The following is an 18,912-nucleotide window of genomic DNA, read 5'->3' as shown; positions in this document are numbered from 1 at the left end:
GCAAATTCCTTATGCTTTATGCGTCTGACTTGTGATATTAGGGCAGGGATTGAAGATCTAATCTTAGACAATCAAGTCAAGTAACATCACTTTTTACGAACAACTGGGTAATCAGAACCATGCAGCTCCTGCACAAAGCCAGAGCCGTCGCCACTGTGCGTGATCCATACTTTCTCTTTTGCCCGCGTCATTGCTACATAGAATAAACGACGCTCTTCAGCATAAGGGAACGCGTCTGATGATTCAGTCAATGCGCCATCAATATGCAGCTGTTTCTTCTTGGTCGGGAACTGTCCTTCGTCAACACAAAGAATAATGACAAAGTCCGCCTCTTTACCTTTACTGCCGTGGCAAGTCATGAACTTGATATCAATGGAAGTGAAGATCTTCTTCCAGTCTTCCAACAACTCTGGCTTGTGGTAATGATTACGTCCAAGTAGCAGCACCGATTTATTGGTTTTGCCTTTGGATTGACGGTTCAGTTGATCAAGAATCTTCTCAACTTCTTTACTTGGCGCACTGTACACCGCCTTCTGCTTCTGTTGCTTGAAGCTGTTCAGTTCTTTCGGAATCTGAATTGGGTTTTCTTGTACAAAGCGATTAGCCACCGCACCTAACTGATTGTTAAAGCGGTAAGTCGTATCTAGGTGATGAATGGTCGAGCTTTCAAAACGATCCTTAAAGCCCGTGGTCAAATCCACATCCGCACCTGCAAACTGGTAAATCGACTGCCAGTCATCGCCTACTGCAAAAATAGAGGCTTGATGCTCGGCTTTAGACTGATTACACAGTGCTTCAACCAAGGCAAGACGATCAGGTGAGATATCTTGGTATTCATCGATCATGATGAACTTCCAAGGTGAGATAAACTTGCCCTTCTCGACATACTGAGTCGCTCGGCTGATCATGATTGAGAAGTCGATATGATTCTGTTCTTTCAACTCCTTTTGCCACGCGGTTACACATGGCCAACACAGTGAAAGCTCGCTGTTGAGGCGCGCATAGTCTCGGTGATCAATCAGCTGTTGCTGTACTTCTTTTTTGGTTAAACCCGACGCATTCAACTGTTCTAGCTGCTTTTCAAGCCAACCGATCAATTTGAGGTTTGAAACGTGGCTACCAAGCTCATCGTCACCGGTTAAATAAGCGATTGGCCATTTAGACAAATGCTTTTGCCAACGTTTAAAGTTGGTCGGTGTCATCCAGTGCTTCTTCAACCAATCAATGCACCATGCTTGGCGTTGGTTGTCATCGAGCGCTAAAGGAGAAATAACCACACGTTCGGGTTCAACTTGATTCAGTATCTTTAAACCCAACTGGTGGAAAGTGCTGACTTGCACCTTCTCTGCTGATAAACCAATTTTGCTGTCGAGACGTTGCTTCATCTCTTCTGCCGCTTCACGACCAAAAGCGAGCAATAGCAACTCTTCAGCTTGAGCTTGATGGCTTTGCAGTAAATACGCGACGCGAGCCGTTAGAACACTGGTTTTACCCGAGCCTGCACCCGCTAAAATAAGGTTGTGATCATCATTCATCAACACCGCATATTGCTGCGATAAGTTCAGTGGTGACGACTCACATTGCGCAAACAACACTTCCCAGTTTTTTCGCTCGGTCTCTAGCCATTGCTGGTTTCTTTCAGCTTGCTTGATTTCCGTTTCAGATAACCATGGCTGCATTCTTGCGATGCGGTTTGGCATGCGTTGTGCGGCCTCTTCTAGCGTCATTGTCATACTCTCTAAGCCTGAGTTGACCATATCAACCCAAGTGTTGACCTTAGAATGCGGTAGAAAGGCTGGTAATTGCTCAAGACGTGTTAATTCAGCTTCCCACTGAGGTACGTGTTCAGCCAATTGTTCACATTGAGTGTCGTGCCACTTCTGATAAGCACTAACTGACGCGCGTGCAAATTGACGGCATTGATCCCAAGGTAAGCCTTGTACTAACCAACTGCGCTGTGTTCCATCTTGTTGATTAGCAAAAAATTGTAGCGATCCCCAGAACAATCCGCGCTTTATCGCGATCTTGCCACTCCAAATAGTAAATGGGATACGCTCTTCACTGCCTACTGAAGATAACAGCAAGCGTGGACCATCAAGTTCAACCTGATGATATTCATTTTGAATAAAAAACTGTGCAGTCTTGTTAGCGCTTAGCTGCATTGGAGTGTGCTCTTAATTGGGAATATTGAATTTATATCATGATGCAATGAGAATTAATAATATCTCATATCTTATCGACGCTTTCATGACCACCTACGGGCAATTATGGATAAGTATCAAATTCTTGTGCTTGATTTCTGTTAGGATTATGGTTTTTAGTGTGTCAAGTGAGCGACTGTGGACTTTTCAGCCAAATTACGCCTCTATTGGGCGAATAAAACCATAAATTACAGCGTATTAATTCTCATCACTCTGCTCGGCGTGGTGGTGCCTGCTTGGTATTATGGACAAAACACACTGATCACGCCTTTGATCTTAGGCGTTATTGCTGCGGCTCTTGCGGAAAGTGATGACAGCTTTACCGGGCGCTTGAAAGCACTCACGCTGACCTTTATCTGTTTCGCCGTTGCGGCTTTCTCTATTGAGCTTCTCTTCGATACGCCTTGGCTGTTCGCGATCGGGCTTTTTGTTTCAACCTTCTCTTTTATCATTCTCGGGGCAATTGGCCCTAAATACGCGAGTATCGCGTTTGGTTCTCTCTTGGTTGCCATCTATACCATGCTTGGTGCACACGAGAGCACCAACCTTTGGTTTCAACCGCTTCTACTGTTAACTGGCGCCGCTTGGTACTACTTCATGTCGATGATTTGGCAGATAGTGTGGCCAATGCAACCCGTGCAGCAAAACTTAGCCACGGTATTCGATCAAATCGGTAACTACATCGATTCAAAAGCGGAACTCTTCTACCCCGTTTCTGACTTGATTCCCCAGCCACACCGAATCATTGAAGCCAAACTCAACGCGAGTACCGTTAACGCACTCAACATGTGTAAAGCGACGCTGCTTAATCGCTCTAAGCGCGGACACATTGACGGCCCTAGTGACCGATTTCTTAACACCTACTTCATCGCACAAGATATTCATGAACGCGTAAGCTCTAGCCACTATCGTTATCAAGAGCTAGCAAAACACTTTGAACGCTCTGACGTGTTGTTTCGATTTAAGTATCTACTGGAAGCGCAGGCAACAGCTTGTAAAGAAGTGGCGAGCTCATTGAAAGTTGGCGCTGAATACCAGCATGGTGACAAGTCTGTATTGGCACTTGATGAGCTGATGTCATCGCTCAATCACCTGCACCAACAGAACAACCCTGAATGGAAATCACTGCTGAATCAGTTGGATTACTTATTCAATAACCTAGCAACCGTTGAAAAACAGCTCTCGAATATCAGCAACCCAGATGCAGAGAAGATTGAAGAAGGTGTATTGGACGATACCAACCCTCATACTTTGACGGCAATGTGGCACAAGATCAAAGCTAACTTGCACACCGATTCTATGCTATTCCGCCACGCGATTCGTATGGCGATCACTCTGACGCTGGGCTATGGGATTATCCAAGGGTTTGATATTGAAAGAGGTTACTGGATTCTACTGACAACGCTGTTTGTGTGTCAGCCAAACTACAGTGCAACCCGTCAAAAACTGACGGCACGTGTCATTGGCACGGTCGCAGGCTTATTGATCGGAGTACCGTTACTGACTTTCTTCCCGTCGCAAGAGAGCCAATTAGTGTTCATTGTGATCAGTGGCGTGATGTTCTTTGCGTTTCGAATCAATAACTACGGGTTTGCGACCGGCTTTATCACACTGCTTGTGCTCTTCTGCTTTAACCAATTAGGTGAAGGCTACGCGGTAGTATTGCCAAGGTTAGCGGATACCTTTATTGGTTGTGCTCTCGCCGTGCTTGCTGTCATTTATGTGTTGCCTGATTGGCAATCGAAGCGACTGCACAAAGTGATGGCGGATGCGCTCGATTCCAACAAGAACTATCTCGCTCAGATCATCGGCCAATACCGTGTCGGTAAGAAAGATAGCCTAAACTATCGTATCGCTCGTCGTAGCGCTCATAATAATGACGCAAACCTGACTGCCGCGATCAGTAGCATGTTGGTTGAACCGGGTAAGTACCGTACCTCTGAAGATGAGAGCTTCCGATTCTTAACACTCAATCATGCTCTGCTTAGCTATATCTCGGCTCTGGGTGCTCACAGAACGCGTATTGATGATGAAGCGACACACAAACTGGTGCTAGATGCGCACAGAGTAATCCACCAGCATCTCGACGCTCTAAATGATCAGCTCTATTCTCATAAAGAGCATTGTGAAGTGAAAAACGCTTATGACCCGGAGCTGGATAAACGTTTGAGTGAATGGCGAGAAGAAGATGAGAATTCTGTCAAAATGGTTCTACAACAGCTCCATTTGATCTATCGCATGCTTCCAGAACTGCATACCTTAGCGACCAAGTTTGCAGTTAAGGTTAAGATCGACAAGTCGTTTGAAACAGAAGCTTCTTGAGCAACAAACAAAATACCGTAAAAACAAAAAGATAACGCCAATTGCTTATCTTTTGATCATCACAAATATTTATACATTGCTTTACCCATACCCCTAATTGGGTAGAGAAATTACTTACCTACCCTTGTGCCACAAGGGTTGAAGGCGTTTTTACATTGTAGGAATTTTCTGACTTTGATTGACCAAGCCTTAACTTTTCCTAACATTTCTCGGACAAAAAACGACCACAGGAATTTATAGTTGTCTTAGTTTCAAGAAACTTCAAACATCATTTAAAATTCACTTAATCTTGTTTGATTTCCTGAATCAGTAGGCTATGCTCTAAAGAGCATATGAATTTGAACAAAGGTCACACTATGAATACACAGCAATTTGAAGCATTTAAGCAGCAAATACAGCTTCTTAGCCCACAACAATTAAAAGCACTTCAGGGTGAGATCGACGGCAACCTCGAAACAGAGAAGCCTTCTTTGCTTACTGATGAAGAGTTAAACGCGCTAAATGACCTGTTCAGTTAATAGACAGACATCACTATTTTAGCTTAAGTTCACATTTTTACCGTAAATTTCATCTGTTCATCATTGCGCTCAAAATATCGTCCGCCTAGACTCATTCCATACGTCAATAAAAGGTTCTGATATGTCGATATCTGGTATTCAATCTGGTTACGCCATTATTCAGCAATCCACCAACATGGCTGAAGAAGCCGCAATCGAGCTCAACCAAGCCTCCAAACACGCTCTAGAATCCGACGACACTTTCGAAGCTAGCGATCTCAGCTTTAATCAAATAGAGCCTGAACAAGCCATTTCCTTTAAAGACAAAGAACCTGAACCTGCTTCATCTTCAACCGATTCCTTGATTAAACTGACACAAAGCGCAAGTTATAACCGCGTTGGTGCAAGTGTGGTTGATCGTCAAAACGAAGTCATCGGTAGCCTTCTCGACATTCATATCTAAATTTCGCTCAAATACAGCCTATATTTCGCGAAACTTCGCTGCTTTTTGCTTCAACAACCACACAAACTGTAACTCATTATATCAGGCGCTTGTTTCTGGTTTATTACTCGGTAGAATCAGCGCAAACCAATTTGCTGCACAAACTTTACTTCATACTATTTATGCCAAAACTAAATCTGCATCGCCGTGACTATGTTTCTATTTTAGGAGGCGACATCTCCGCAGACGAATTAGAAAAAAAGCTTCAGCCTCATTTTGAAAAGCCAGTAAATAAGCTGACACCTAGCCCCTACCTGACAGAAAAGAATCTCACACGTCGCTGGACAGCGCTCGATAATGCAGATTCACAGCAAGAACTGCTCGACCCTCATACACAAAGTCAGTTCCAAGCTTATGAGAAAAACATTGAGCACTTTATTGGCACCGTTAAAGTCCCTGTGGGAATATCTGGCCCTTTAAGAGTCAATGGCCTATTTGCTACGGGCGATTACCTCGTACCACTCGCGACCACAGAAGCTGCGCTTGTCGCGTCTTATAACCGTGGTTCTAAGCTGATTACGGCTTGTGGTGGCGCAAGTGCTATGTTGCTCAATGAAGGCGTAACACGTACTCCTGGCTTTGCATTTCAAGGATTAGTTGAAGCCGGACAGTTTGTGGCTTGGGCTGTGACTCAGTATGACCAGTTCAAGATCTTGGCAGAATCAACAACATCACACGGCAAGCTGACCGACATTAATATCAACATCGAAGGTAACCATGTTTACTTGGTGTTCGAATTTCTAACCGGAGACGCTTCTGGTCAGAATATGGTGACCATCGCAACCAATGCCGTGTTTGAGTACATCATCGAAAATACGCCAGTTAAGCCTGACCATGCTTTCCTTGATGGCAACTTGTCAGGCGATAAGAAAGCCAATACCCAAACCTTGCGCAGCGTTCGTGGCAAAAAGGTAACTGCTGAGGTTAATATCCCTGCAGAGCTTGTCGCGAAGTACCTACACACGACACCAGAGAAGATGGTCCAGTTTGGCCAAATGACCACAGTCGGTGGCGCTTTGAGTGGTACTATCGGTATCAATGCCCATTATGCGAATGCGTTGGCGGCACTCTATATCGCTTGTGGCCAAGACGCGGCCTGTGTCGCTGAGTCAGCGATTGGTATGACGCGTATGGAACTCAACAAAGAAGGCGGTTTATACGCTAGCGTGACACTGCCTAACCTAATGGTGGGGACTGTCGGCGGTGGTACTGGCTTGCCAAGTCAAAAAGCCTGTTTAGATTTACTTGGGCTGCATGGTAACGGTAAATCACAAGCCCTAGCTGAAGTTTGTGCTGCACTGTGTTTAGCGGGTGAACTATCGATTGTCGGTGCGTTTTGTGCTGGCCACTTTTCACGAGCGCACCATAAACTAGCTCGTTAATAACCTTTGTCAGATTGGCTTGTTGTTTTGTGTGTTGCGCCAAATATCAAGCCATTCTCAATGTATGAGTCATAAATGGATTACTTACACTTATCTAGAGTGAGCCTTAAGCACCTCACTGCGCTTCATATTATGCTGAACACCCACAGCGTTACTCAAACCTCAGAACAACTCTGTGTAAGCCCTTCGAGTGTGAGCAAAACCTTGTCTCAACTACGTGACATACTTAATGACGAACTGTTCTATCGAGATGGCACCAAGCTGATCCCGACGCCATTTGCTTTGCAGATAGCTCCGACTGTTCACGCGATTCTTTCAAGCATGAACGGACTGCTTCATCAGAAGAGTTTTACCCCTCAAGAATACCAAGGCAGTTTTTCACTTTCGATGCGTGAAAGTACTTTCGAAGTATTTGCCTCAAAGATCAGTAAAATTACCACTGAGCTCGCGCCAAACGCGAAGCTCAACATCTATTCGAAACAACAGCTCGGCTTCGATGCTTTACTCAGTGGCAAGGTCAATTTGATCTTGTTGCCTCATGATATATCTCAGCCGCCGACCGATAACAAAGAGCTGGTTTGGGAAACAATTCTTCCAGATGAAATGGTTTGTTTGATGGGCGCACACCACCCTCTCGCTCAGCAAGAACTGACGGTAGAAGGCTACTTAGATTACAAGCACATTGGGATTTTAGATAACGAACTGTCTCAGCCTTACTTTGAACAAAACTTGGTTCAATGCCACCAACCAAGAGAGATGGCAATATCGGTCGCGGACTTCGGCGCTGCGGCTGTGTTGTGTCACCACACGCCTTTCCTGTTCACTTGCTCTAAACAGTGGGCTGAGCGTGCTAAGCAAGCTCAGGGCTTAGTGAGCAAGCCCTTGCCTTTTGATTACGGTAAGGTGGCGTATAGCTTGGTATGGAACAAGCCCAACATGAATGATCAAGCGATCAAGTGGTTGTGTGACCTGTTTTTAGAAGCTTAATATTTTTAGAGACTTAATATCTTTAGAAAGTTAACGTTCTTAGAAGCCTGATTGACCGCCTAAGAAATCTAAAGACTAGGTATAAACCTCAGGAGTTTGCATCGGTCTTTGAACTATGGTGTAGAGCTTATCGTGAAAGCTCTGCATCTGTTTTTCGGTGCATTTCGGCCAATCTAACGCGTCGCCAATGACACCATGATGCTGAAACGCATTCAGCCGAATTCGAATATCACTTGGTAGAGTCTTCAAGTAACGCCCCACTTGTTCAATTTCGTCCTCAAGATCGCTTTTATTTGGGATATGTAGCAACCTAACTTCGTGCAGTTTTCCTTTATCTGCTAAGTAGTTAATGGTTTCAAACACCCTATGATTACCTCTACCCACTAACCATTGATGTGTTTCCGATTGCCATGATTTTAGGTCAATCATCGCGCCATCAAGATAAGGCAACACCTTGTCCCACCCTTGAAGTGACAGCGAACCATTACTATCAATAAAACACGTGAGATGCGCTAACTGTGAATCACGTTTAATCGCTTGAAACAGCTCTATGATAAACGGCAACTGCATGGTCGCTTCACCGCCAGAAACGGTAATGCCACTCAAGAAAAACTGATTATGCCTGACAAGCTCCAGAACCTCTGAGACCGTCATTGTGGTAATTTTCGGGCTCGACTTATGATCGCAGACATCAATGCACTGATCGCAATTCGTACAGGCTGCTGGGTCCCACTTCACTTTGCCATCAATAAGACTCAGAGCACTGCTCGGACAGCCGCTAATGCAGTCACCACAATGGTTACAGTGATTAATTGTGTGTGGGTTGTGGCAAGTAATACAGTCAAAGTTGCAGCCCTGAAGAAACAGCACCAAGCGGTTTCCCGGGCCGTCAACACAAGAAAAGGTCAGCACACGGCTGACCTTCGCTTGTTTTTCTGTCTTATTATTTTTAACCCTAGCCATTTGAGTTGTTAGATCAGAAATTTTCATAATTCACATTGTTCGTATTCGAAACGCATAACACACGTTAAAGCTATTCGTATGTCGGCGACATCTCTAAACTCGCCACGCGTGGTTTACGCTCTAATATGCCCGTGTTCTTCGCAGCTTCGGCACCTAAAAAGGTGGTATTGGTGCGTGAGCCTTGCTCGTCATATTTGGCAATGTCAGATAGCTTAATCATGTAACCCGTCACGCGAACCAAATCGTTTGATGCCACATTAGCCGTGAACTCTCGGTAACCCGCTTGAATCGCACCTTTACACAAGTTGAACATCGCTTCAGGGTTAGATTTCACTGTTTCATCGATGGTCAGAATGTCACTGATGCCCGAGGTGTAGAACTTATGGTGACCAGCAGTTGCACGAACGTAAGAGACTGGATCCGGTTCGGTACCATAAGGAATACGGACACCCGGCGTCACATCTTCATCTAAGCTAATACCGCCTTGAGCATGCAGCAGAGCTTTACCTTCTAACCCATACTTCACGTCAGAGCGTTCAACGATCTCAGCCAGTTTTTCGGAGATACGGTGACCAAGCTGATTTGCCTGTTCATCGTGACCATAGCGCCCTGCTTGGCCCTCTTTCTCCATCAAGATGTTGACTGCTTCCGCCATGCCATAAATACCAAACATTGGCGCAAAGCGATCTTCTTCGATAAGGCCTTCTTTGGTCAGGAAACCTTCGAAGAAGTTAGACTCTTCATGCAAGAAGCGGCTACGAGCGTTCATCAACTCAACCATGATGCCACTGTAGTTCGGCAGTACTTGTTGTAAGAAATCAGCACTGTCCTCAGACTTCAACGCCACTTGCTTTAGGTTCATACGCACCAAGGTATTTGAACCGCCCGCTAACGGCAGAGAGTTGTAGCAGCTCACAATACCAAAACGCTTATCGCCGTAAGCCTCGGCATGCGCTGGATAGTTTGCAATATGTGGTTTACTGCATTCACAGATGTTGCTCGCCGCATGACGAAGTAGATCATCAGGTGTCACGGCTGGGTCGTACATAAAGGTTAAGTTTGGCGCGATCTGCTTCAATTCAGCGTCTACACGTAAAATCGTACGGCAGATAATGTTGTCTGTCGGGCCGATATTCACATGCATAAAGGCGTCTGGCAGTGTGCGATCCAACATGATCCAGAACAGCTTAATCTTTTGGTATACCTGCTCTTCTGTTAAGTCGCCCACGAAAGGCATCAACACATCATCCAACTGACCTAGGTAAACCGGAATTGAAGTGACAGACGGAACATGGTGGTAAAGGATGGTAAGCATGTTCAATGCTTCATCGAAGTTGGTTGCCGCGCTAAGCTCTAAATACTCTGAGCCTTGATGTAAGTATTTAGAATAATCTGGAAGTACATAGCGCGGCTTAAATGGGGCGTGCCCTTCAAACATGTCACACAGCACACCTTGTTGTAAGGCTTGCTCTACTTCTTTGCTTACCGGCATATACGGTAAGCTGGCTTCAGCTTCTAAGGCAAGATAGCTCGACTTCTGTTTTGGTGACAGGTTGGCATCTGAAATGATATTGCTAAAGCGTTGTTGTTGCTCTGAAAGTGGTGAAGAAGTAGATGACGCAGATTGGTGGCTCATGATTAAACCCTTAGTGTTGTTATGGGCTTATTTTATATCTCACCGTTATATTTCCACTAATGAAATGTATGCAAGACTACATTTCCAAAATGGAAATAAATAATTTGTAAATTAGCGGTGTTGAGTTTTCTATGAGCGAGATGAGAAACAGAGAAACAGAGAAATAGAGAAATAGAGAAATAGAGAAACCAGAGTTAGTAGTGAAGAAGTGAGAAAGCGCTAATTCGTTCTGTTTAAAACGATAGCGCCAAAAAGAGAAAACCCACATAACTGACGTTAGAGTCGTTAATGTGGGTTTAGTAGTTTAAATGAGCATTCTGAATGCTAGCTCAAGGCATACACACGATTACAGATCTGGAAGCGCTTGTTTACGTCCAACACCCATTAATACCTTTAACTCTCCTTGTGGAGTGTCAATCGAGAACGGTGTAGAGACTTCAACTACTGCAAAGCCCGCTGCACTCAATACATTTTCTGAGCGCTGTTGGCTTACACCGTAGTCTTCACTGTCGCTTTCCAAGTACCAATCCCAGTGTACAAACGTACCGTCGTTTTCAAGCAGCGTGTAAATCAGACTGACTGTGTCTTGTAGGTTCGGGATAAAACCACACACCGAAGAGGCTACCACTAGGTCAAACTGGTTTCTGAATGCTGGATGCTGCGCTGCAAGTCCGCGCGATAAAATATCAACTACCGGTTCAACGTTAGGTAACTCTTTCTTATCTAACTCTTCAATCATCCCTTCAGAGATATCAAGTGCGATGATCTCTTTTGCTAAAGGAGATATTTTCTGGCTGAGTAGTCCTGTACCACAACCAAAATCAAGGACACGGGTTCCGTTTAAATCAACGAGCGGTGTTAACTGGTCAAATACGGACTGTGCGAATACTGCGGTCGCGGGATCTTTATCCCAATCAACGGCGTACTCGTCCCATTGTTTCGCCATCATGGCCTCCATCTTTACTTCTTGTAGGTTCGGAACTTCCCCAGAATAAACCAAATTAGTCAATTCGTCATAGAGTTATCATGCAAAGATGGACTATTTCTAAGATAGTCAGCACAATATTCAGATAATATGCACCGACCCCCGCTCAATATGGAAATGAAATGAACCTTTCTCAAGTCCAAGCCTTTTGTTCCGTTGCTGATTTAGGATCAGTGTCTGAAGCTGCACGCCAGCTAGAATGCAACCGAACCAAACTCAGCATGTCGATTAAAGCCTTGGAAAAAGAGTTAGATGTCGAGCTGTTCGTACGCAGCGGAAACCACGTTGAACTTTCTGAAGCGGGCAAAGCCATTTACAAAGATTGCGAAGGCTTGTTGGTGACAGCAGCGCGTATTAAACAGACCTGCTTGCATGTTTCAGGTGAATTTAACGCGGAAATTTGGATTGCACGAGATGACTCCCTACCCGACGGAATGTGGCAGGACTTATCTCACGCCTTAAATAACAAGTACCCTTCTACCTCATTCAACTTCGTTCTCGCATCGAGCGGTGACTTAGCTAACCTAGTTGAAACTCAGCAAGTCGACTTCGCATTTGGTGTCGATTACGAACGCGTCGATGACCCAAGAATTATCTACAACCCGCTTGGTAAGATTCGAATGATGTCTGTATGTAAGAAAGGACATGATTTGAGTGCGATGCGACGAGTGTCTGATGAAGTACTGAGAAATTCGATGCAAGCAACCATGGTTTATCTTAATGAAAAGGATAATCCTGAGCTTGAGCCCTTCTCGCGTCGTTACATTGGCTTCTCTAGCTTCGACTTTATGTTGGATACGATTCTACGTGAAGAAGCATGGGGCGTAATGCCTGAGCCATTGATTCGCCATTTACTGCGTGAACAAGAGCTTGCCGTGATCAAACACACCTACGGTTTAACACAAGAAGACTACTGTATGTTTACCGCGGCTGGCATGGCAGAGCACCCAGGAATGAATTGGTTGGCCGACCAGCTTAGTGATTATTTGTTTGATTTCTAGCTCGCGCTTATTGCTTATCGTCGATAACAAAGGGAAAAACCACAAACAGCACTACTCCTAAAAGACCATCACGTGATCCACTAAATAGCGTCCGTCTTCTTCAACCAATACCATTTCAGCGACAAACTCACCTTTAGCGATGGTGTAAGCTTGTTTCCACACAAAGGCGATGGAATCTGAACGTCTAAACAGCGCAACTGGCTCACGCTCAGCAAAAAAGCCATTACTGTGCTGATAATGGTGACATACCTTTTTTAAATATTCTGGCGTAACAATGTCTTTCATTCTTTGAGTAAAGTCTCGACAGTGCTGCTCATGATCAACCTTAGTTGAACCATCCATCAGATTATCCATGATCGGGGTAGCAATCGCCCACAACTCGTTATCACTGATATCGTCAAACTTCATATTGATTCTCTCCTTGTTCATTGCAGTCTCAGTCAAATCTAGAAGACCAATAAGACCCCAGCGACTGATGTGTTTTATTAATCATAAACGATCCTATTTCAGTTGCACACCATCCCAAAAAACACTCAACGCCAACTTTATTGACACCTTAAATTTAACTTAAGCAACTGAATTAAAAGCATTTATATATTTCACTTAAATAATACATATAAACGTCATCAGATAAAGTTTGTAAAGTTAGCTCATTATTAGAACAATGAAGTTATCAAAAACATCTGGAAAATATTATGTGTGACAGGAAAAGCCAAAACGAAAATCGAGTACTATTGTTCTCAGCCCTTTTAGCATCAGGCTTCGCAATTGGCGGATTGGTGTTGGGTCTTCTCGTTGGCTCTCTGGTCATAGTATTTGACGGTGTCTATTCTCTTATCAGCTTACTGTTAACTTTATTGTCACTAGCTGCCTCGAAATACATCAATCGCCCTTCGGACACTGAGTTCCCGTTTGGTCGAGCTATCATCGAGCCGATTGTGATTGCGATTAAAGCCGTTGTGATTCTTCTTGTGGTTGGTTATTCACTTTACTCTGCGATTGGTGCCCTAATGACGGGTGGCCGTGAAGTTGATGCTTCTATCGCAACTCTGTTTGGTATTTTCAACGTACTGGGTTGTGGTTACGCTTGGTGGTACATCGCGAATAAGAGTAAACGTATTTCTTCAGGTCTGATTCAGGCTGAGTCTAAACAGTGGCAAATGGATACGCTACTGAGTGTAGCGGTAACCGCGGGTTTCGTAGCGGCTTGGTTAATTACTTTTTCTCCGCTTGCAGAATACGCAGTGTATGCCGACCCAATGATGATGTTGCTAATGTCTTTCTACTTCATCAAAGTGCCTTTCGACATGTTACGTGAGGCGATGCGCGAACTGCTTATGATGTCGGCAAACAAAGATATTTGTGATGCGGTAGATAAGAACGTTGTCGCGGTAGACAAAGAAGCGGATCAAGATTTAGAGCTAATGGGCGTGACTAAGGTTGGTCCTGAGCTAAGAATCAACGTTGATATTCATACCAATGACCAAGATGCAATTGCGGTTGATGATATTGAACGTACGCGCCGCCAACTTAAGCGACGCTTATCGAAGATGCCTTATGAGCTCCAATTGAATCTCAATATCGCGAGTTAAGAATCGAGAGTTAAAAAAAAACAAGAATTAACCCATCAACCTCTGGTTAACTAAGACTCTGATTGAACCTTTTTAGAAGCCGACGCCGTAACCGTCGGCTTTTTGTCTCTGGTTACCCACCAGCAAGCTAAAGAGCCAATCGTCACCATACAAACGCCTTGCCAAAACGTCATGCTCAGTGACAAACCCAAAATCATAGAAGACAGTAAGGTCGCAAAAATAGGCGTGAAATAAGACATGGTCGCTAGGAAGACCATATTGCCGCCAAGTATCGCTGTATTCCAAAGCGCGTAACCTGCGCCCATACACACGCCTGCCAACACTAAGTCAATCGCAGCACTGGTTGTCATCACCATGCCGGTTTCGTTACTCAATGCGTATTTGATCCACAAGGTGATTGCCGTTGCGATAAAGAACAGCACGATCGCATTCTGTCCTTTCGCCACTTTCTGAGTGTAATTACAGTAGACCGCCCAAATAATCGCGCCGAAAAACGCCATTGAATAGGTTTTAGGGTTGGTGGCAATATTGGCAGCGATTTGATCAACAGAAAGCCCCTGATCGCCACTGATACTCCAAGCCACACCAAAGAAGGCTAAGAAAATACTTGGGTAAACCAACCAGTTAATCTTTTTATCGCTGAGCAATACCGCGAACAACACCGTCAATGCAGGCCATAAGTAGTTGATAACGGCCATTTCCAAGGCTTGATGTCGGTTGTTTGCCATCCCTAAAGCCAGAGCTAAGAAGATCTCATAACAAACGAACAGAGCACCACCAATCAACAGGTATGACTTAGAAAACCGCGACAGCTTAGGTAACCCCATAACACAGACCAACAACAGTGAGCTCACTGTATAAAGACTGGCGGCGCCACCAATTGGGCCCAGTTGTTCTGATACGCTACGAGACAGCGCGATTAAGCAGCTCCAAAGTAAAATGGCAGCAATGCCGTAGCAGCTATGGCGATGAGATTTCAGCACGCCTCTTCCTTATTTTTATTGTAATGGGGTAATCAAAGCGAGCTTAAAGCAAAGGTAGGCTTAAACGCCACTATCGATAAGTTGCAGTAAGTAAAAATAAGTAGCCGAGCACATAACTGTACTCGGCTATCAATCATTCACTCAAAAATCTAAAAGCAATTAGCAATTAGCAATTAGCAATTAGCAATTAGCAATTATGCTAGTAAAAGAGCTTGCAGGTCAGCCAGAGACTTAACCTGATAATGAGGGTTAATTCCGGCTGGCGTTGCCTTTTCTTGACTATTTAACCAACAGGTTTCAATACCAAAATCTAATCCGCCTAGAATATCGGAATGTGGGTTATCTCCGACCATCAATACTCGTTGCTTAGATGGTAACCCGATCAGCTTATGGGCATATTCAAAAATTTGTGCATCCGGTTTGGCTACCCCAACCTCTTCAGAAATTATCACGTGCTCAAAGTAATCCGTCATTCCTGTACGCTCTAAACGAATTGACTGCAGCTCTGTAAAACCGTTAGTGATGATGCCCATGTTCACTTTGCCTTTTAAAGACTCCATCAACTCTTGTGCACCCGGTAATAAAGAGCAGATATCCGCCATCGCTGTTAAGAATGCACTGTTTAAAGCAGCGGTTGTTGTCTCTAATTTCTCAGCCCAGCTTTCGAAGCGCGTGTGTTTCAGTTGATCAGCCGTAATGCGACCATCTTGATAGTCTACCCATAGTGGTAGGTTAACTTCTTGATAAAAGGAATAATCCTGTTCGTTGAAGTCCACACCAAAACGAGAAAACATCAGCTTCATTCCCTGATAAGCATCAAAATGGAACAAGGTTTCATCTGCATCAAAGAATATCCAGTCGTACTTCATTTTATTTCCTATTAATCACGCTGTTGAGCTGCGTTTATCTTTAGTTGTTCATTGGCTCAAAGACCAGATGTTCATTCTACTACCAATTTTGTGAGCCTGAATATAGTTCTAATAATTTATAGAAAACAAGCCACAAGTCATGATGTATCGCAAATTTTGCCACATATTAAACCAATACCATACAATAAATACACTTAGGTACCGGGAGGTACTATGAAGCACTTTTTACCATCGTCTGTCATGCTTACCCCTTTTCTTGTCAAATACTATGACGAGGAGTCAGAAGACACGCTTGATTCTGAAGAGTCACAAGAACCTGAAATTGAATGCAGCGATGACTCAGATAAAACGTCGACACCAGCCTAACTAGAAGAGTTTTCAATGAAAAACCTTATTTTTCATTGTTATAGAGCTCCATACTGTCTCTAATTTAGTCGATTTATCGCGATCTATTACTGACAATCAACACAGCCAAAAACCATGAAAACGATTGCTATATGAGCCCTATCACAACGACTAGCCACAAAGTGGTAGTTCGAATTCAAAGTTGTTCCAGATCAATGGTCGACCACTTGAATGCCGACAACATGTAGGAAATTAAAAATCATAATTAACGGAGTTTTCCAATGTCTACTGCATTTTACATCCCTACAATCAACTTCATGGGTACTGGCTGTCTGAAGGATGCTGCTGATAGTATTCAGTCTCAAGGCTTTAAAAAAGGTCTGATCGTAACTGATAAGATCTTGAATCAAATTGGTGTAGTTAAGCAGGTACAAGACCTTCTTAGCCAGCGAGGCGTAGACGCAGTTGTATTCGATGGCACTCAACCAAACCCAACCATCACGAACGTTAACGATGGTCTTGAATTGCTGACTGACAACGATTGTGATTTCGTTGTTTCTCTAGGTGGCGGTTCTCCACACGACTGTGCAAAAGGCATTGCTCTGGTTGCTTCTAACGGCGGCAAGATTGCAGACTACGAAGGCGTAGACCAATCTGAAAAGCCAATGATGCCTCTTATCGCTATCAACACTACGGCTGGTACAGCATCAGAAATGACACGCTTCTGCATCATCACTGATGAGGAACGTCACATTAAAATGGCGATCGTTGACAAGCACACAACACCGCTTATTTCAGTAAACGATCCTGAGTTGATGCTTGCTAAACCTGCATCATTAACTGCTGCAACTGGTATGGATGCGTTAACGCACGCAATCGAAGCTTACGTTTCAATCGCAGCAACGCCAATTACCGACGCTGTAGCAATCAAAGCAATCGAGCTTGTGCAAGCACACCTAAGAACAGCGGTTACGCACGGCGAAGACATTGAAGCTCGTGAGCAAATGGCTTACGCACAGTTCATGGCGGGTATGGCGTTCAACAACGCGTCACTAGGTTATGTTCATGCGATGGCGCATCAGCTAGGCGGCTTCTACGATCTTCCACACGGTGTGTGTAATGCTATCTTGCTACCACACGTTCAACGCTACAACGCGCAAGTTTGTCCTGAGCGTCTACGTGATGTTGCAAAAGCAATGGGCGTTAACGTTGAAGGTATGTCACCAGAGCAAGGTGCAGAAGCTGCGATCGAAGCAATTGTTCAACTAGCAAATGACGTGAACATCCCAACAGGTATCGCGCAACTTGGTGCGAAGCTAGAAGATATCCCTACTCTGTCTGACAACGCACTGAAAGACGCATGTGGTTTTACTAATCCTAAACAAGCGACCCACGAAGAAATCTCTGCGATTTTCGAAGCGGCAATGTAATCTGCCATTAAGTCACTTATAAACTTATCGACAAACGGGCTCACCTACTGAGCCCGTTTTCTTTACCTGCCATATGTTATTCAAGTCTCTGTTTTGAATAGCCACTGATTAAGATAAATCTCTTTAAAAGTCGCATTGTCATAACTGCTTAGTTATAGTCAAACTATTGATACATAGAATGACAAACAGGTTCCATTGAGTCGTTGGATAGTTAACTCCTCATTATTAGCATCGCTCGTTTCCCACTCTGCCTTCGCGGAGGAACAGGATGAGTGTCACAGCCAACCGTTAGAAGACACGCGCGTCGAAAAAGCTTACCACTACCTAAACAGCAAGTTTTGTCAGCCCGCAATATGGTTCGATAACTTCTTTGTGGATGACCGTATTACCGAGGACGCCAGAGCCGGAACCTCTGTACGTTGGTATAATGATTTCATCTATTCTGAGGGCGGTGACGTGGATTATTCCACCAAGCTCAACGCACGCCTGCATTTACCCTTTGTCAGCAAAAGGCTTAAGCTAATCTACGAGTCTGTTGGCGATGAAGAATTCTTAGACTTCTTCCCACAAGATTCTGAAGAGTTAGAGAATGCACTTGGCCTTCGTTATGACGCCTATGCCAAGGGTTACAGTAGTTTCAATATCAAAGCGACATTACGCCCAAGAATAGAGGCTCGCTATCGTTTTACCTACCCGCTCACCACAGATGCAGTATTCAGGCTGACCCAACGTGTATATCAAGAAAAACAAGAGACTGGTGAGATCACCGACATCGACTTTGATCTTTCTTTAAGTGATGATTTCTTGGCTCGATGGTCAAGCTTTGCAGGATATAACGACGACCTTAAAGGTTGGAACTATGGTACAGGGCTAACCTTGTATCACTACCTTGCCCAAGACCAAGCACTTCAATATAGCGCCACGATTAATGCAACGGATGAGCCTCATAATCATTACGAATACGCTCAGGTTTCGGTTACCTACCGACAAAACGTATGGAAAGAGTGGCTGTTCTACGAACTCATCCCTCGTTATCAATGGGAACGAGAACCTCATGAGAAACACACCGAAGAAGCCAACATCACCCTTAGGCTTGAAGTCTTGTTCAACAATGTCTAGTGAGTGTTTGTGAGATTGGGGCATCGTTAGATAGAAAACGAGGCACAAAAAAGCACATCATGTGATGTGCTTTTTCAGTTCTATATAAGGCTTAAACT

General features: G+C 44.3%; 17 protein-coding genes. 10 read left to right on the top strand and 7 right to left on the bottom strand.

The genetic code is table 11. The features are described 5' to 3' along the window. Positions 1–86: 86 nt before the first annotated feature. Positions 87–2,162, bottom strand: coding sequence for a DNA helicase IV (helD, locus tag BCU07_RS17605; RefSeq protein ID WP_017067022.1), 2,076 nt, complete (start codon positions 2,160–2,162; stop codon positions 87–89). Between the two features lie 177 nt (positions 2,163–2,339). On the opposite strand from helD, the gene yccS reads away from it, so the two are divergent. The 5 genes from yccS (at position 2,340) to BCU07_RS17580 (ending at position 7,891) form a co-directional block, all read left to right on the top strand. Further along, a complete protein-coding gene (gene yccS, locus BCU07_RS17600) occupies positions 2,340–4,523 on the top strand; it encodes a YccS family putative transporter (protein WP_102332913.1) in 2,184 nt (727 codons plus the stop codon). A 332-nt stretch (positions 4,524–4,855) separates the two neighbouring features. After that, positions 4,856–5,041, top strand: a complete 186-nt coding sequence (locus BCU07_RS17595; protein ID WP_017064780.1) for a hypothetical protein — start codon at positions 4,856–4,858, stop codon at positions 5,039–5,041. A 121-nt stretch (positions 5,042–5,162) separates the two neighbouring features. Then, positions 5,163–5,483: a hypothetical protein gene (locus BCU07_RS17590; protein ID WP_102332914.1), complete on the top strand. Its 321-nt coding sequence runs from the start codon at positions 5,163–5,165 to the stop codon at positions 5,481–5,483. A 161-nt stretch (positions 5,484–5,644) separates the two neighbouring features. Then, positions 5,645–6,904 (top strand): hydroxymethylglutaryl-CoA reductase, encoded by a 1,260-nt coding sequence (locus BCU07_RS17585; protein ID WP_029235858.1) that lies wholly within the window; start codon positions 5,645–5,647, stop codon positions 6,902–6,904. Positions 6,905–6,979: 75 nt separating this feature from the next. Further along, complete coding sequence (locus BCU07_RS17580) at positions 6,980–7,891, top strand: LysR family transcriptional regulator (protein ID WP_102332915.1); 912 nt, start codon at positions 6,980–6,982, stop codon at positions 7,889–7,891. 75 nt (positions 7,892–7,966) lie between these two features. On the opposite strand, the gene BCU07_RS17575 is transcribed toward BCU07_RS17580, so the two are convergent. The 3 genes from BCU07_RS17575 to BCU07_RS17565 all read right to left on the bottom strand — a co-directional run bounded on the left by BCU07_RS17575 (position 7,967) and on the right by BCU07_RS17565 (position 11,436). Next, complete coding sequence (locus BCU07_RS17575; protein ID WP_017060896.1) at positions 7,967–8,881, bottom strand: YjjW family glycine radical enzyme activase; 915 nt, start codon at positions 8,879–8,881, stop codon at positions 7,967–7,969. 43 nt (positions 8,882–8,924) lie between these two features. After that, positions 8,925–10,490 carry a YjjI family glycine radical enzyme gene (locus tag BCU07_RS17570; RefSeq protein WP_102332917.1) on the bottom strand — a complete coding sequence of 522 codons (1,566 nt, stop codon included), beginning with the start codon at positions 10,488–10,490 and terminating at the stop codon, positions 8,925–8,927. Between the two features lie 346 nt (positions 10,491–10,836). Then, on the bottom strand, positions 10,837–11,436 hold the full coding sequence (locus tag BCU07_RS17565) for a class I SAM-dependent DNA methyltransferase (RefSeq protein ID WP_102428333.1): 600 nt from the start codon (positions 11,434–11,436) through the stop codon (positions 10,837–10,839). Positions 11,437–11,597: 161 nt separating this feature from the next. On the opposite strand from BCU07_RS17565, the gene BCU07_RS17560 reads away from it, so the two are divergent. Continuing rightward, positions 11,598–12,476, top strand: coding sequence for a LysR family transcriptional regulator (locus BCU07_RS17560; protein ID WP_102428334.1), 879 nt, complete (start codon positions 11,598–11,600; stop codon positions 12,474–12,476). Between the two features lie 57 nt (positions 12,477–12,533). Here BCU07_RS17560 and BCU07_RS17555 read toward each other — a convergent pair whose 3' ends face one another. Continuing rightward, the gene (locus BCU07_RS17555) at positions 12,534–12,884 is read right to left on the bottom strand and encodes a hypothetical protein (RefSeq protein WP_081230662.1); all 351 of its coding nucleotides are present in this window, start codon (positions 12,882–12,884) and stop codon (positions 12,534–12,536) included. Between the two features lie 287 nt (positions 12,885–13,171). Between BCU07_RS17555 and BCU07_RS17550 the strand changes: the two genes are divergently transcribed. Then, positions 13,172–14,068: a cation diffusion facilitator family transporter gene (locus BCU07_RS17550; protein WP_102428335.1), complete on the top strand. Its 897-nt coding sequence runs from the start codon at positions 13,172–13,174 to the stop codon at positions 14,066–14,068. Between the two features lie 50 nt (positions 14,069–14,118). Here BCU07_RS17550 and yddG read toward each other — a convergent pair whose 3' ends face one another. Both yddG and yjjG read right to left on the bottom strand, forming a co-directional pair. Beyond that, on the bottom strand, positions 14,119–15,051 hold the full coding sequence (yddG, locus tag BCU07_RS17545; RefSeq protein WP_017060901.1) for an aromatic amino acid DMT transporter YddG: 933 nt from the start codon (positions 15,049–15,051) through the stop codon (positions 14,119–14,121). 194 nt (positions 15,052–15,245) lie between these two features. Next, positions 15,246–15,920, bottom strand: coding sequence for a pyrimidine 5'-nucleotidase (gene yjjG, locus BCU07_RS17540; RefSeq protein ID WP_017060902.1), 675 nt, complete (start codon positions 15,918–15,920; stop codon positions 15,246–15,248). Between the two features lie 213 nt (positions 15,921–16,133). Between yjjG and BCU07_RS17535 the strand changes: the two genes are divergently transcribed. From BCU07_RS17535 to BCU07_RS17525, 3 genes are all read left to right on the top strand, one after another. Beyond that, entirely contained in the window at positions 16,134–16,286 is a 153-nt protein-coding gene (locus tag BCU07_RS17535; RefSeq protein WP_017060903.1) for a hypothetical protein, read from the top strand. A 260-nt stretch (positions 16,287–16,546) separates the two neighbouring features. Continuing rightward, entirely contained in the window at positions 16,547–17,695 is a 1,149-nt protein-coding gene (gene yiaY, locus BCU07_RS17530) for an L-threonine dehydrogenase (RefSeq protein WP_102428336.1), read from the top strand. Between the two features lie 195 nt (positions 17,696–17,890). Beyond that, positions 17,891–18,814 carry a hypothetical protein gene (locus BCU07_RS17525; RefSeq protein ID WP_029235256.1) on the top strand — a complete coding sequence of 308 codons (924 nt, stop codon included), beginning with the start codon at positions 17,891–17,893 and terminating at the stop codon, positions 18,812–18,814. Positions 18,815–18,912: the final 98 nt, after the last annotated feature.

This window comes from Vibrio sp. 10N.261.54.E10 (genome assembly GCF_002877735.2).
In the GTDB taxonomy this organism is placed as follows: Bacteria; Pseudomonadota; Gammaproteobacteria; order Enterobacterales; family Vibrionaceae; genus Vibrio; species Vibrio crassostreae_C.
This window is presented reverse-complemented; position numbering and strand designations above follow the sequence as displayed.